Below are 15,003 nucleotides of genomic sequence, written 5' to 3' on the forward strand. Positions count from 1 at the left end.
CGTGAGCCAGCCACCCTCACGCGTCCGGACGCGCTCCGGGTCCGACGTACTCGCGGATCCAGCCGCCGAGCCCTCGGCCCGGCGTCACGAGACGGCGCTCAGCCGCTCAGCCCCCAGGCCAGCACCACGGACAGACCACTCGTCGCGAGCAGGCCGACGAGCACCACTATCGCAATCACCCGACGGTTCATACCCCAGAGCCTAGCCAGGCGTCCGGGCGGTTCCGCACGTCAGCACGCCGGTGGGACACCGGGTGGGTACGAGGTCACGACGGCCAGCTGGTCGGGGGGAACTGCCCGCTCTCGGCGCGGATGATGTGGATGACCGCGTTGATGAGCGCCAGGTGGGTGAACGCCTGGGGGAAGTTGCCGAGGTGGCGCCCGGTCACCGGGTCGATCTCCTCGGCGTAGAGCCCGAGGGCGCTCGCGAAGGAGAGGACCCTCTCGCAGAGCCTGCGGGCGCGGGTGTGCTCCCCGATCTCCGTCAGTGCCGAGACGAGCCAGAACGAGCAGATCGCGAAGGTGCCCTCCTCCCCGCTCAGGCCGTCGTCCGTGCTCTTCGTCTCGTAGCGCAGCACCAGGTCGTCGGCGGTCAGCTCGTCGGCGATGGCCAGCACGGTGGCACGGACCCGGGGATCGTCGGGCGGCAGGAAGCGCACCAGCGGGATGAGCAGGAGCGACGCGTCGAGGGCGTCGGTGTCGTAGTGCTGCCTGAAGACCCCGCGCTCGCTGACCCCGTTGGCGCACACGTCGGCGTGGATCTCGTCGGCGATCTCCTGCCAGCGCGCGGCCAGCTCCGGCTCCTCCCTGAGCCTCGCGAGCCTGGCACCCCTGTCGGTCGCCACCCAGCACATGACCTTCGAGGAGGTGAAGTGCTGAGGCTCGCCGCGTACCTCCCATATGCCACGGTCGGGCTCCCGCCAGTTCCTGATGGCGGACTCGACCTGCCGTTTCAGGATGGGCCAGATTCGCTCGTCCAGGCGGTCCCGCGACCGGGTGTGGATGTAGAAGGAGTCGAGGACGGCGCCCCAGACGTCGTTCTGGCGGTGCTGGTAGGCGGCGTTGCCGACCCTGACGGGCTTGGCGCCCTCGTACCCGGAGAGGTGGTCGAGGAGGTACTCGTCCAGCTCGCGCTCGCCGTCGATGCCGTACATGACCTGGAGTTCCTCGTCCCGTTCCGCCACGTCGGCGATGAACCAGAAGAAGTCGTCGGCCTCCCAGTCGAAGCCCAGGGTGTACAGGCCCCAGAGGGCGAAGGTCGAGTCCCTGACCCAGGCGTAGCGGTAGTCCCAGTTGCGGTCGCCGCCCGGGGTCTCGGGCAGGGAGGTGGTCGCCGCCGCGATGAGGGCGCCCGTGGGGGCGAAGGTGAGGCCCTTCAGGGTGAGGGCGCTGCGCTCCAGGTACCTCCGCCAGGGGTGGTCGGGGAAGGCGCCCCTGGCGAGCCAGTGCTGCCAGTGGTGGGCGGTCCACACGAGCCGCTCGTAGGCGTCCTGGAAGGTGTACGGCGGCTCGTGCGAGGTCCACGACAGCGCGCAGAAGCGCGTGTCGCCCTCCTTGAGGAGGGTGCGCGCCATCGCCCGCCCGCCCTCGAAACCCAGCCGCATGTCGGTGGTGAGCCGCAGCTCCAGGCTCTCCCCCTCCGCCGTCGCGACGCCCTGGTTGTAGCCCCTGTCGGTGTACGACCAGCGGGCGGGCCTGCGCCCGTAGTCGAAGATCGGCTCGCAGTCGAGCGTGACCTGCACCTCCCCGCTGACACAGCGCACCGTACGGAGCAGCACGTGGGAGGCGTCGTAGTCGGTCGGCGCCCTCCTGTGCGTGTGGGAGAGCTCGTCGTCGTGGTGCCAGGGCCCCATGAGCAGCAGGTCGCGCACGATGATCCAGCCGGTGGGGGTGCCCCAGCTCGTCTCCAGGATCATGGTGCCGGGCAGGTAGCGGCGCGCGGCGGGCACCCTCAGGTCGGCGGGGCCGAGCCGGAAGCCTCCCGCGCCCCGGTCGAGGATGGCGGCGAAGACGCTGGGGGAGTCCATCCGGGGCAGGCAGAGCCACTCGACGTTCCCGCTCGGGGCGACCAGGGCGGTGACCTCGCAGTCGGACAGGAACCCGTAGTCGGCGATGGGCGGGAAGGGGGAGGGACCGGGCAGCGCGTCCATCGGTGAGTCCGCTGTCATCAGTTCTCCTTGAGCGTGCGGTCCTCCGCCTTCGAACGCCGGACGGGGAAGGTCGAACAGTGAAGGATGTCAGGCGCCCTTCCTACCCCGGCTGCCGGGTTCAGGCACGCTTTTCCCCCAATCGGGCCTCTTCTCGTCCCGCTCTTCCCTCTCCATGGGACTCCGCGCCACCGGGGTGCCCGCGCGCGTACCGGCCGTCTCGGATATCCGCCGCTCAGGGAGTCGTGGCCCGGTCCATCGCGGATTCCCAGCAAGGTCCCACAAGTCACATTATTCCCAGCTGTATGTGAACTTTTCGGACAAGCTGCTGTTGAGTCTGCTATTAAGATGCGCGACCAAGGTTCACGTCAGAGAGGGTCATCGTGGGGCGCGACGACATCCAAGGATCATACGAGGAAGATCCTCGCGAGCAGACCGGTCCCCTCGGATCGGCCCAGCAGGAACCCGAACGCCCCGCCGGCGACGTGCTGTCGGACGGATGGAGCGACATCGACCTTCCGGACCCCACCCCGGGCGACGGGTCCCAGGTGATCGTCCACGTCGACGGGTCCCGGGAGATCATCCGGGCCGACGGGTCCCGGGAGATGGTCTATCTCGACGACCGTCGCGAGGTGGGGGACACCGACATCACGTCCGACGGCCCCCTCTACCGCGACGAGGACGAGGCGACGCCGTCACGCGGCTTCCTGGGGTCGGGCTGGCGGGAGGACCCCGATCCCTACGAGGAGCGCCGCCGCAGGGGCAAGAGCAGGAGCAGGATCCTGCTGGCGGTCGTGGGCGGCGTCGTGATCGCGGGAGTCGCGGGCGGCTGGATGCTCTCCTCCTCCGTGGACGGGCGATCCAGCACCACCTGCTCCCCCGGCGTGCGGTGTTCGGTGGCCGAACTGCCGAAGCCGCCCTCGGAGACACCGGAGCCCTCGGCCGAGGAGGAGACGGCGGAGCCGTCCGACGAGCCGTCCACGGCCGACGAGCCGACGACCGCCCCCAGCAGGACCTCCCGGACCCGGGAGCCCTCCGTCCGGCCGTCGCCGACCCGCAGCACCCCGCCGAAGGAGACCCGCCCGACGCGGTCCGCCGAGGAGACCGGGCAGGAGGAGACGTCCCAGGAGAGTCCGGCACCCCGGACGCGGGTCACCTCCGAGCCCGAGTCCTCGCCGACGAACCAGGCCCCCACCGAGAACGCCGAGCCGACCGAGCAGCCGACGACGGCACCGCCGACGCAGGACACCGGGACGAACGACAACTCGGGCGGCGGCCGGGGCGGCGGCCTGCTCGACTGGCTGTTCTGACCGTCGCGGCTCCGGCGGCCGCGAGGGCTCCGGGCGCGTCGGCGACCGGGGCCCGTACCGTCACCGCCGCGCGAGCATGTCGGCCATGCGGTCACCCCGGGAACCCTGGACCCCGGAGCGGTGTTCCTGGGGGCTGATGCCGCGTTCGCGCTTGAAGGCGGCGCTGAGCGCGAACGCGCTGCCGTAGCCGACCTGCGTGGCCACCGCGCCGACGGTGGCGTCTGTCTCGCGCAGCAGGTCGGCGGCCATGGCCAGCCGCCAGCCGGTGAGGAACGCCATGGGCGGCTCCCCCACCAGCCCGGTGAAGCGGCGGGCCAGGGCCGCGCGGGAGACACCGGTCCCGGCGGCCAGCGTGGCCACCGTCCAGGGATGGGCCGGGTTGTTGTGCAGCATGCGCAGGGCCTTGCCCACCACGGGGTCGCTGTGGGCGCGGTACCAGGCGGGAGCCCCGGCCTCCGGGCGGGAGAACCAGGCCCGCAGGACGGCGATGAGCAGCAGGTCGAGCAGCCGGTCGAGAACGGCCTCCTGGCCAGGCTCGTCCTTGACGATCTCGTCGCCGAGCAGCGAGATGATGGGGCAGTCCCAGGCGTCCTCGGGGAGGACCAGCAGCGGGGGCAGCGCCTCCAGCAGACGGTGGCTGATCTCCCCGCGCATCTGGTAGGCGCCGGTGAGGAGCACCGTCGACCCGTCGGGGCTGTTGCCCCAGGTGCGGACGCCCAGGTCCATCTTTTGGGCGACGTTCCGCCCGTCGAGGGTGGTGCAGTGCTGGCCCGGATGGATCACCACGTCGGGCGGCGTGGCCGGATCGTCGGCGACCGTGTAGGGGTGGGGGCCGAGGATGATCGCGACGTCCCCCGGGCCCAGGCGCACCGGGTCGCCGCCGTCGAGGGTCACCCACGCCTCGCCGCGCACCATGGCCGCCAGGGCGAGTGGCGCCCGGTCCTGGATTCGCAGGGACCAGGGCGGGTTCAGGACCGAGCGGAGCAGGAAAGCCCCCCTGGCTCTCGGGCCGTCCAGAAAATCGGTGAGTGCGTCCACGCCTTCACTGTAGACGCTGAAACATGGGATTGCGCTTCTCAACCATGGCTCGTCTCACTCCTGGCCGGTTCACTGTTCCTATGACAGAAAACACGCATGAGAAGAACACGACGCTGGTCCTCGGCGGCACGGGCAAGACCGGCCGCCGCGTGGTGGAGCGGCTCACCGCGCGCGGCCTGCCGGTGCGGGTCGGTTCCCGCTCGGGGGAGCCGCCGTTCGAATGGGAGGACCAGGCGACGTGGGGGCCCGCGCTGCGGGACGTGGCGTCGGTGTACGTCGTCTACTACCCGGACCTCGCGTTCCCCGGGGCGGTGGAGACGGTCCGCTCGTTCGTCTCGCGAGCGGTCGAGAGCGGCGTACGGCGCCTGGTGCTGCTGTCCGGCCGCGGCGAGGAGGAGGCGGCGGTGAGCGAGCGGACGGTCCAGGAGTCCGGGGTCGAGTGGACGATCGTCCGGACGGCCTGGTTCTCGCAGAACTTCAGCGAGGACTACCTGCTGGAGCCGGTCCTCTCCGGCGAGATCGCGCTCCCGGCGGGAGACGTGGCCGAGCCGTTCGTCGACGCCGACGACATCGCGGACGTCGCGGTCGCCGCGCTGACGGAGGACGGGCACGCGGGCGAGCTCTACGAGCTGACCGGTCCCCGGCTGCTGACCTTCGCCGACGCCGCAGAGGAGATCTCCAGGGCGACCGACAGGAAGATCCACTACGTGCCGATCTCCTCCGAGGAGTACGTGGCCGGGGCGGTCCAGCACGGCGTACCGGCCGAGTACGCGGCCCAGCTGGCCGATCTGTTCACCACCGTCCTGGACGGCCGCAACGCCCACCTGACCGACGGCGTCCGGCGTGCCCTGGGCCGGGAACCCCGCGACTTCCGCGACTACGCGCGCGACACCGCAGCCACCGGGGTCTGGAACGGCTAGCGGGACCCTCGCGTCAGACAGCAGGCGGTGAACGTGTCCGATACCGCCACCCGAGTTTCCCGACAGCCAAGGAGAATGTGATGTTGATGTTCCGAGGCGTCGCGCTGGTCGCGACGGCCGTCACCATGGGGCTCGTGGCGGGTCTCTTCTACTCGTACGCCTGCTCCGTCATGCCCGGCCTGGCACGGACGGACGACCGGACCTTCGTCAGCGCGATGCAGCGGATCAACGTGGCGATCCTCAACGGCTGGTTCGCCGCCTGCTTCGGCGGCGCGCTGGTGCTGGCCGTCCTCGCCGCGCTGCTCCACCTCCAGGAGGACGGGCGGCCCGTGCTGCCCTGGATCGTGGCCGCGCTCGTCCTGTACGTGGTGATGCTCGCCATCACGATGGGGATCAACGTGCCGCTCAACAACGCGCTCGACGCGGCCGGGGACCCCGACCGCATCACCGACCTCGCGGCGGTGCGCGAACGGTTCGAGGGGGTGTGGGTCCGCTGGAACCTCATCCGCACGCTGGCGAGCGTGGCCGCCTTCGGCTGCATCAGCTGGGCCCTCGTCGTGTACGGGCGCACCGGCCTGCCGAACGGATCGTGACCGGCTGGGGGTGACCGAAGGCGCCGGGGCTGCCACGTGGGGGCGGGCAGCCCCGGCGCCTTCGGTCATCTCATTCCGCGCATCCCGGCCAGACGGCGACACCGGGGCCGGTTCCCGGTGCGGGCCGGTGAGCCTGGAAGGGCGGGCTATTAGCGACACGCCTCCCGGAGAGCGAACCGGTAGCGGCACAAGCGCCGGTGGCGACAGGACGGCCTCCCCCGGCGCCCCTCACCGGTCAGGCGCTCGGTGCGGTCTCCTTCCAGGCGTCGGCCCACCCGCCCTGCACCATGGTCTGGAAGACCCACCGGCCGCCCGACTTCACCAGCAGGTCCGCGTACCGCATGCCGTACGCCTCGCCGTTGGCCGTCACCGTCGCGTCGGTGATCACGACGACGAGGTTCGCGGTGAGGAAGTGGGGCGTGCGGACCGACTCCATCGTGAGGTCACCCGGCTCTCCCCCGCCCATCACCTCGGCCATCGTGCGTGTGAACCGCTCCCTCGTCCACCGGTCCGCCAGACCGTCTCCGCCGGGACCGTCGGTCACCACGTTGAGCGGGAACATCGCCATGTCCGCCATCCGCTCGACGTCGACCTTCGCGCTGTGGGCGTCGTACTCGGCGAACCACGCCTCGACGCTCTCCCTGTCCTCGGCCGTCGGCGTGAAGGCACCGGCACCGAACGGGGATTCCTGGGCTTCTGACACTGTTCCGCTCCTTCGTCGACGACGCGTCCCATCACCGTGACGGCGCGGAGCACCGTACGGCGGCACGACATGAACCGTACGACATACCGTACAGCGTACGGAGAGCCTGTCAAGCGATGGGCCCGTCGCCGGTGACCGGCGACGGGCTGATCGGAGCGGTGAGGCTTAGTGTGGTTTCCCGCGTAGCAGCTCGACGATCGCGCCGATGTCCGCGCCGTCCCAGCCGCGATCGGCCGCCTCCTCGTAGCGCCGCTCGACCAGCCGGGCGATCGGCAGGTCGAGACCGCCCGACTCCGCCAGCCCGATGGCGAGCCGCACGTCCTTGGCGGCGAGCCTCGTCGTGAACCACCCCCGGTGGTCGCCGCCCAGTACGTCGCCGACCCGGTTGTGCAGGGCGGGCGCGACGGTGGGCCACGTGAGAAGGAAGTCGTGCAGCAGCGTCTCGTCGACGCCCACCGCCAGACCGGTGGCGGCGGCCTCGGAGAGCGCGGCGATCCCGGCCATGAGCAGGTAGTTGTTCAGCAGCTTGAAGGCGAGCGCCGCGCCGGGGTCCCGGCCGCAGTAGGAGTGGGAGGCGAACACCTCCGACCACACCGGCTGCAGCACGTCGGCGACGTCACGCTCGCCACCCAGCAGGACCGAGGCCTGCCCCTCGGCGACGGCCGGTGGCCAGCCGATGATGGGCGCGGCCACGAACCGGCCCCCGGGCGCCAGGTCCCGCAGCGCACGGGTCGTGTCCGGGGCGACGGTGCTCGTGTCGGCCACGACGGGCCCGCCGGAGCCGATTCCGGCCAGCTGGCCCATCACCTCGCGAACCGCCTGGTCACCGGCGAGCGACAGCAGGACACCTTCGGCGTCCCGCGCGGCCTCGGCGGGCGACGCAGCCTCGACGGCACCGAGGCCGACCAGCTTCTCCGCCCGTCCCGGCGTGCGGTTCCACACCGTGACCTGGAACCCGAGCTCCAGCATCCGCCGGGCCAGCGCCCGCCCCATCATGCCCATTCCGAGTACAGCGACGCGCATGGATCATCCCCCCTCACGCCATTGTGCCCCTGCAAGCCGGGGCGCCCCCGGCCGCCACGCGGGTGACGGCGGCACCACAAGGGGTCGGCGTACGGGCGGGCCGGTCGGAAGCCAGAGGGGGCTCAGGCGGGGTAGGCGTGCGTCTCGGTGGCCTTGACGGCCGCCCAGATCCGCTGTCCCGGGGTCAGGTCGAGGTCCGCGACGGCGGCGGGGGTGACGTCGGCCGAGGCGGTGATCGGACCCTCCAGGTGGATGCGGACGTTGTCGCCGTGCCGCTCGATGCCCTCGATCGTGGCCTCCCAGAGATTGCGCGGGGTGCCGTCCGGGCGGGTCCGGTAGAGCGCGACCGCGGCGGGCCGGAAGGCGACGAACGCGGGGCCGTCCAGATGCTCGGCGACGCTGAAACCCACCTCTCCGACGGTGACCTGCCGCCCGGCGGCAAGCCCCCGGTAGAGGTTGAGGCCGACCAGACGGGCGACGTAGTCGGTGCGCGGGCGCCGGGCGACCTCGGCGGGGGTACCGCGCTGCACGACGGCGCCGTTCTCGACGACGACCAGCTGGTCGGCGAGCACCATGGCGTCCAGCGGATCGTGGGTGACCAGGACGGTCGCGCCGCCGAAGTCGGCCAGGTGGCGGCGGAGCTGGGAGCGGATCTCCAGGCGGGTGTGGGCGTCGAGGGCGGCCAGCGGCTCGTCCAGCAGCAACAGGCGGGGTTCCACGGCGAGGGCGCGGGCCAGGGCGACACGCTGGGCCTGGCCGCCCGACAGCTGCCGGGGTTTCGCCGCGACGTACCCGGCGAGGCCGACGCGTTCCAGCCAGGCGGCGGCGCCGCGCCGCGCCTCGGCTTTGGAAGCGCCGTGGCAGCGAGGTCCGAAGGCGACGTTGTCCAGTGCGGACAGGTGCGGGAAGAGCAGGTAGTCCTGGAAGACCATGCCGATCGGGCGGCGTTCGGCCGCCAGGGTGTGCAGCGCCTCGCCGTCCAGGAGGATCCGCCCGCCGGACAGGCCGGTGAGCCCGGCCAGCGCGCGCAGCGCGGTCGTCTTGCCCGCGCCGTTGGGGCCGAGCAGGGCGACGACCTGCCCGGCGGCGACCTCCAGTTCGATGTCCAGGTGGAAGCGGGGCCGGGTGACGACGAGGCGGGCGTCCAGGGTCACGGGCCGCTCACCCACCGGTCGCGCAGGCTGGCCAGGATGACCACCGAGACGGCGAGCAGGACGAGGCTGAGCACGATCGCGGCCTCGGGTTCGGTCTCCAGGGCGAGGTAGACGGCGAGCGGCATGGTCTGGGTCTGGCCGGGGAAGTTACCGGCGAAGGTGATGGTGGCCCCGAACTCGCCCAGCGCGCGGGCCCAGCACAGCACGGCTCCCGCGACGATGCCGGGGGCGATCAGGGGCAGCGTGACGCGGCGGAAGATGACCCAGCGGGAGGCTCCCAGCGTCGCGGCGGCCTCCTCGAAGCGCAGGTCGGCGGCGCGTAGCGCGCCCTCGACGCTGATGACCAGGAACGGCATGGCGACGAACGTCTCGGCGACGACGACCCCGGCCGTGGTGAACGGCAGGGTGATGCCGAAGGTGGAGTCCAGCCACTGGCCGACCAGGCCGCGCCGCCCCAGGACGAGCAGCAGGGCGACCCCGCCGACCACCGGGGGCAGTACGAGGGGGACGGTGACCAGCGCCCGCACCAGGCGGCGGCCGGGGAAGGCGACACGGGCCAGCAGCCACGCCAGCGGTACGCCGAGCAGCAGGCACACCAGCGTGGCCACGGTCGCGGTCACCAGCGACAGGCGCAGCGCCTCCAGCACCCTCGGCTCGCCCAGCCTTTCCAGCAGGGTGGACCAGGGGGCGCGCACCAGCAGCCCGGCCAGCGGCAGCGTCAGGAAGACCATGCCCGCCACGGCGGGCAGCACCAGCACCCACGGCAGCCGACCCGCCACCCCACCGGACGGCCCTCCCGGCACACCGCCGCCCGTCACGCCACCGAACGGATCCCCCGGCACACCGCCGGACGGACCGCTGGACGGACCGCTCGACGGACCACTGAACGGATCCCCCGGCACACCGCTGGACGGAGCGCCTGGCGGGCGGCTGTCGGACGGGCCGCCCGCTGTGCCGGACGGGCCGCTCACGGCGCTGTCAACTCGTCGTACGAGCGTGGTCGGCGATCTCCACGACCACGTTGGTGGACTTGATCACGGCGACCGCCATCACCCCCACCTCCAGGCCCAGCTGGTCGGCGGCCTGACGACTCATCAGCGACACCACCCGGTACGGCCCCGCGGCGATCTCCACCTGGGCCATCACCGCGTCTTTGATCACTTCGGTCACGATCCCGCGAAAGCGATTCCGGGCCGAGGAGTGTCCCGTGCCGTCCTCGGACTCGATCTGGGCACGCGCGAACGCCGCCAGATCGACACCCTCCACCATCCGGTGGCCATGTTCGTCCCGCCGGGCCGCGAGCCGTCCGGCGTCCACCCACCGGCGAACGGTGTCGGGGCTCACCCCCAGCAGCGCGGCGGCCTCGCTGATCCGAAACGTCGTCACGAACAATCACCATACCTTCGCATATTCACGCCGATACGCCCCTGCCCTGTGGCAGTCACCCCGGGATCGGACACCTCGCCACCGCTCCTGCGACCCCGGACGGCCCGAAGGACCCTTTCCCCTCATCGCACCACCTGAGCGCCGCAGCACCGCAACGCCGTCGCAACGGAACCGGCCCGCTACGAAACCCAGATCGCCGGTCTTCCCGCACACTGAACCATTTGCCGCATTTAGCCGTATTTAACGGTAGATACCAGGCAGCAGAAGACCGGCGCCACAATTTTCCAGCCATAAATCTGCAAAACTCACACATAAGCACGAAAGAAAATCGCTGTATTCAGCGTAAGCATGCACTGAAATTGCAGGTCCGGCACGCGTACGACTCACCGGCCAGGACGGGCGAACCCCTTCTCGCCGAACGATCGCGAACCGGTCGTGAACCAACCACGGAACAACCGCGGAGCGATCGCGGAACGACCGGCGCGGCAATCCCGGCCGCGAATCCCCCCGAAGAAGCACCCCACTCCCCACCGATCTTGACCACCAAAATCCTCGCCAGCACACGACTTGACCGCAACCGCCCCCGGATGACCGGTTATGGTAAAGGACAATGTCAAGTCCGCCGAGGCCCTCACAACCTCCACGCGACCCCCGCGCGACCACGACACGACCGCGTCGCGACCGCCCACCCGGCCTCGACCTGGCCCGCAGCAACTCACGAAATGCCGTAACTCAGTCGTTACCTTGCATGTTTTCGTTGAAACATTGCGGCAATCTGTTAGTCATCTTATGGTGTGGGCAGTTCTGCCGGGCAAGCGGCGGTCAGCGCGCCCCCGACCGTGACGAGGTCCGGCCCTTCTCCCCCAAGAAGGGTCATCCGATGAGGAAAACCGGCAGGTTACGCGGCTGGCCGATGGCCATGGCCCTGGCACTGGCCGCGGGAGCACTGGCAGTCCCCGCCGCGATGACATCGGGAGCGTCGGCCGCGGTGGCGGTCGACTCGATCTTCGACATCCCGGGCCGCGGCGCGACCGTACCGTTCACCGAGTTCGAGGCCGAGGACCCGGCCCACGCCACCACGAACGGCCAGGTCATCGGGCCGGACCGCATCTACGGCCGCCTCCCCTCCGAGGCCTCCGGACGCAGGGCGGTGAAGCTGGACACCGTCGGCGAGTACGTCGAGTTCACGCTGACCAAGCCCGCGAACGCGGTCACCGTGCGCTACAGCGTGCCGGACAACGCTTCGGGGACGGGCCTCACCACCCCCGTCAGCCTCCGGATCAACGGCTCCCACCTCAAGGACATGAGCTTCACGTCCAAGTACGGCTGGTACTACGGCGGCTACCCGTTCAACAACACCCCCGGCGGCAGCAACCCGCACCACTTCTACGACGAGGCCCGGACCATGTTCGGCTCGACGGTTCCCGCCGGGACGAAGGTCCGTATCCAGGTCTCCACCACCGCCGTCACCAACTCCATCACGGTGGACCTGGCCGACTTCGAGCTCGTCGGCGCCCCGATCGGGCGCCCGGCCGGATCACTGTCGGTCGACGACTTCGGCGCCGTCAAGAACAACACCGGCGTCGACAACACGGCCGCCTTCCAGGCCGCGGTCAACGCCGGAAAGGCCCAGGGCAAGGAGGTCTACATCCCCGAGGGGACGTACAACCTCCACGACCACGTGATCGTGGACGGCGTGACCCTGCGCGGGGCCGGTCCCTGGTACAGCGTGCTCGGCGGACGTCACCCCACGCAGCGCAACAGGGCCGTCGGCGTCTACGGCAAGTACGTCGGCGAGGGCGGCCCGAGCGTCAACGTCAACCTCAGGGACTTCGCCATCATCGGCGAGATCATGGAGCGCGTCGACAACGACCAGGTCAACGCCATCGGCGGCGCGATGAGCAACTCCGTCGTGGACAACGTGTGGATGCAGCACACCAAGGTCGGCGCCTGGATGGACGGCCCGATGAACAACTTCACCATCAAGAACAGCCGCATCCTCGACCAGACCGCGGACGGGGTGAACTTCCACATCGGGGTCACCAACTCGACGGTGACGAACACCTTCGTCCGCAACACCGGTGACGACGCCCTCGCCATGTGGGCCGAGCGGGTGCAGAACGTCGGCAACAAGTTCACCTTCAACACGATCGGCGTCACCCTGCTGGCCAACCACCTGGTCACGTACGGCGGCCGGGACATCCAGATCACCGACAACGTGGTGGCCGACAGCGTGACCAACGGCGGCGGCATCCACATCGCCAACCGCTACCCGGGCGTCAACTCCGGCCAGGGCACCGCCGTCGCCGGGACCCACACCGTCGCCCGCAACACCCTGATCCGGGCGGGCAACTCCGACTTCAACTGGAACTTCGGCGTCGGCGCCATCTGGTTCAGCGGGCTCAACGAGCCGGTCAACGCCACCGTCAACGTCACCGACACCGACATCCTGGACAGCTCGTACGCCGCCATCCACTTCATCGAGGGCAGCGCCAGGACCGTCAACTTCAACAACGTGAACATCGACGGCACCGGCACGTACATGATCCAGGCACAGTCGGGCGCGAACGTGTCGTTCACCAACGTCAGGGCCGCGCACCTCGGCGCGGGCAGGGCGATCCACAACTGCACCGGCGCGGCCTTCGCGATCACCACGGGCGCCGGGAACACCGGGTGGAGTCCCGGTGACCAGGTCTGCACCGGCACCTGGCCTCCGCCGAACTACATCTACCCGGGCGGTGGCGGCAACCCCACCCCGACCCCCACCCCGACGGTCACGCCCCCGACCGGCAACCTGGCCCGGGGCAAGAACACCACCGAGAGCGGCCACGCCCAGAACTACGGCTCCGGCAACACCGTCGACGGCAACGCCAACACGTACTGGGAGAGCACCAACAACGCCTTCCCGCAGTGGGCCACCGTCGACCTCGGCGCCGCCACCGGTGTCGGCAAGGTCACCCTCAAGCTGCCGCCCGCCGCCGCCTGGGCCACCCGCACCCAGACCCTCTCCATCCAGGGCAGCACCAACGGCTCCAGCTTCACCACGCTGGCCGCGTCCGCTCCCCGCGTCTTCGACCCCGCCACCGGCAACACCGTGACGATCACCTTCCCCGCCACCAGCCAGCGCTACCTGCGGGTCAACGTGACCGCCAACACCGGCTGGCCCGCCGCGCAGCTCTCCGAGTTCGAGGTGTACGCCTCCTGACTCCGTAACAACAGCCGAGGCCCAGGCCGGTGATCACCGGCCTGGGCCTCTGTCATGTGCTCGCCCTCCCCGCCGGAGGGTACGGACTCCCGGAGGTTACGGCTGCTGGGAGATCCGGAACGACTGGGCGGCGCCGCCGTTGCAGGTGCTCTGCACCAGCTGGACGCTGTCGGCCGTCGAGGAGCCCGGCACGCTCAGGCACTTGGCGCTGAGGCGGCTGACGAAGCGGTAGTAGCCGCCGCCCTCGGACACCGCCTGCCACTGCTGGTTGTTGCCTCCCGAGTACGTCCACAGCTGGAGCGGGGCGCCGTCGGCCGTGGAGACGTTGGTCACGTCGACGACCTGGGCGCTGTTGAGGCGGTTGTTGAGCCGCGCGAAGCCGCCGCTGGTCGGCTGGACCTGGAACTGCTGGGCGAGGGTGCTGTTACAGGTGTACTGCTGGATCGCGGTGCCGTTCGCCGAGGCGGCGGCGCGGGCGTCCACGCACTTGCCGCTGGCGCGGTTGGCGAGGCTGTACCACGCGGTCGGCGAGATGGTGTCCGACGGAGGCGGGGTGCTCCCGCCGCCCAGCCACAGCAGGCCGTCGATGACGAACCGGTTCTGCACCTCGCTGGCGAACGTGGACGACAGCGGGGTGTTGTTGCTGTAGTTCATGGCGTTGTGGCCGAAGTTCGCGTACAGCATCTTGTAGTTCCGGTTGGTCCACATCAGCGGGTAGTAGCCGCTGTACCAGGTCTGGTTGGGGTCCGTGCCGACCGGGAAGCTCGACTGGTCGATGGAGCCGAGGATCCTGATGTTCGGGTTGTTCCTCAGGTCGTTGGTCCAGCTGTACCACTCGCTGACCGACGAGGTGAAGGTGGCGGGCAGCCGCGCCGTGGAGGGGTGCGCCCCACCCTCCGTACGCATGACCACCGAGGTGGGACCCCAGGTGTTGGACCGGAACGCCCCGGTGCCGAGGAGCTCGTTGTGGTACCACGCCCAGCTCTGCGCGTTGGTGTTGAACGCGCTCACGTGGAAGCCCATCCACGCCCCGCCGTTACGCATGTACTGCTCGAACGCCGACCGCTGGGCGGCGTTCTGCGGGAGGTCGTCCAGGAAGAGCACCACCTGGTACTGCTGGAGGTTGCTCGCGTTCAGCTGGCTCCAGTTGTTGGTCGCGGTGTAGGTGAAGTTGTTCTGCGCGGCGATCTGCGGGAACCAGCGGTTGGCCTCCTGGACGAAGTTGATGTGGGCCGCGTCCCACGTCCCGTTGTAGAAGGCGAGGACTTTGAAGCTCGGGGCGACGGACGCCCGCGCGCTCCCGGTGGCCGGAAGCGTGGTGAGGCCGAGCGCGACGACGAGCGCGGCGAGCAGCCGCCCCCACGTGCGCATGGTGCTGACCATGTTCTGCCTGGTCATCTGCGTTTCCTCTGTCTCGTGACGAACTGACGAACGACAAAGGCGAAGCCCGCCCCGCCCACGGGCATAACGGAGACCGGCGTTACCAACAACTTCGGCAAGCCGAGGACGGTTCTTGTCTGACTTA

General features: G+C 70.3%; 12 protein-coding genes. 4 read left to right on the forward strand and 8 right to left on the reverse strand.

What is annotated here, in order from left to right; translation table 11 throughout:
- Positions 1-265 precede the first annotated feature (265 nt).
- The gene (locus ACW9TB_RS10460) at positions 266-2,167 is read right to left on the reverse strand and encodes a glycoside hydrolase family 15 protein (protein WP_472747763.1); all 1,902 of its coding nucleotides are present in this window, start codon (positions 2,165-2,167) and stop codon (positions 266-268) included.
- Positions 2,168-2,529: 362 nt separating this feature from the next.
- On the opposite strand from ACW9TB_RS10460, the gene ACW9TB_RS10465 reads away from it, so the two are divergent.
- Positions 2,530-3,456 carry a hypothetical protein gene (locus ACW9TB_RS10465; RefSeq protein WP_472747764.1) on the forward strand — a complete coding sequence of 309 codons (927 nt, stop codon included), beginning with the start codon at positions 2,530-2,532 and terminating at the stop codon, positions 3,454-3,456.
- 60 nt (positions 3,457-3,516) lie between these two features.
- Here the strand turns inward: ACW9TB_RS10465 and ACW9TB_RS10470 are convergent, their stop codons facing one another.
- Complete coding sequence (locus ACW9TB_RS10470) at positions 3,517-4,494, reverse strand: AraC family transcriptional regulator (RefSeq protein WP_472747765.1); 978 nt, start codon at positions 4,492-4,494, stop codon at positions 3,517-3,519.
- An 80-nt stretch (positions 4,495-4,574) separates the two neighbouring features.
- Between ACW9TB_RS10470 and ACW9TB_RS10475 the strand changes: the two genes are divergently transcribed.
- Together ACW9TB_RS10475 and ACW9TB_RS10480 are read left to right on the forward strand one after the other, a co-directional pair.
- Positions 4,575-5,414 carry an NmrA family NAD(P)-binding protein gene (locus ACW9TB_RS10475; RefSeq protein WP_472747766.1) on the forward strand — a complete coding sequence of 280 codons (840 nt, stop codon included), beginning with the start codon at positions 4,575-4,577 and terminating at the stop codon, positions 5,412-5,414.
- A gap of 80 nt (positions 5,415-5,494) precedes the next feature.
- Entirely contained in the window at positions 5,495-6,007 is a 513-nt protein-coding gene (locus ACW9TB_RS10480; RefSeq protein ID WP_472747767.1) for an anthrone oxygenase family protein, read from the forward strand.
- Between the two features lie 235 nt (positions 6,008-6,242).
- On the opposite strand, the gene ACW9TB_RS10485 is transcribed toward ACW9TB_RS10480, so the two are convergent.
- The 5 genes from ACW9TB_RS10485 to ACW9TB_RS10505 all read right to left on the reverse strand — a co-directional run bounded on the left by ACW9TB_RS10485 (position 6,243) and on the right by ACW9TB_RS10505 (position 10,273).
- Positions 6,243-6,710, reverse strand: coding sequence for a nuclear transport factor 2 family protein (locus ACW9TB_RS10485; RefSeq protein WP_472747768.1), 468 nt, complete (start codon positions 6,708-6,710; stop codon positions 6,243-6,245).
- 165 nt (positions 6,711-6,875) lie between these two features.
- Positions 6,876-7,733 (reverse strand): NAD(P)-dependent oxidoreductase, encoded by an 858-nt coding sequence (locus tag ACW9TB_RS10490; protein WP_472747769.1) that lies wholly within the window; start codon positions 7,731-7,733, stop codon positions 6,876-6,878.
- A gap of 122 nt (positions 7,734-7,855) precedes the next feature.
- A complete protein-coding gene (locus tag ACW9TB_RS10495) occupies positions 7,856-8,887 on the reverse strand; it encodes an ABC transporter ATP-binding protein (RefSeq protein ID WP_472747770.1) in 1,032 nt (343 codons plus the stop codon).
- Positions 8,884-9,618, reverse strand: coding sequence for an ABC transporter permease (locus ACW9TB_RS10500; protein ID WP_472747970.1), 735 nt, complete (start codon positions 9,616-9,618; stop codon positions 8,884-8,886). The genes ACW9TB_RS10495 and ACW9TB_RS10500 overlap by 4 nt, the downstream gene beginning before the upstream one ends.
- 247 nt (positions 9,619-9,865) lie before the next feature.
- On the reverse strand, positions 9,866-10,273 hold the full coding sequence (locus ACW9TB_RS10505; RefSeq protein ID WP_472747771.1) for a TOBE domain-containing protein: 408 nt from the start codon (positions 10,271-10,273) through the stop codon (positions 9,866-9,868).
- 880 nt (positions 10,274-11,153) lie between these two features.
- Here ACW9TB_RS10505 and ACW9TB_RS10510 point away from each other — a divergent pair.
- Positions 11,154-13,478, forward strand: a complete 2,325-nt coding sequence (locus ACW9TB_RS10510; RefSeq protein WP_472747772.1) for a galactose-binding domain-containing protein — start codon at positions 11,154-11,156, stop codon at positions 13,476-13,478.
- Between the two features lie 96 nt (positions 13,479-13,574).
- Here the strand turns inward: ACW9TB_RS10510 and ACW9TB_RS10515 are convergent, their stop codons facing one another.
- Positions 13,575-14,876 carry a ThuA domain-containing protein gene (locus tag ACW9TB_RS10515; RefSeq protein ID WP_472747773.1) on the reverse strand — a complete coding sequence of 434 codons (1,302 nt, stop codon included), beginning with the start codon at positions 14,874-14,876 and terminating at the stop codon, positions 13,575-13,577.
- Positions 14,877-15,003 lie beyond the last annotated feature (127 nt).

This window comes from Streptosporangium sp. H13245 (genome assembly GCF_055690525.1).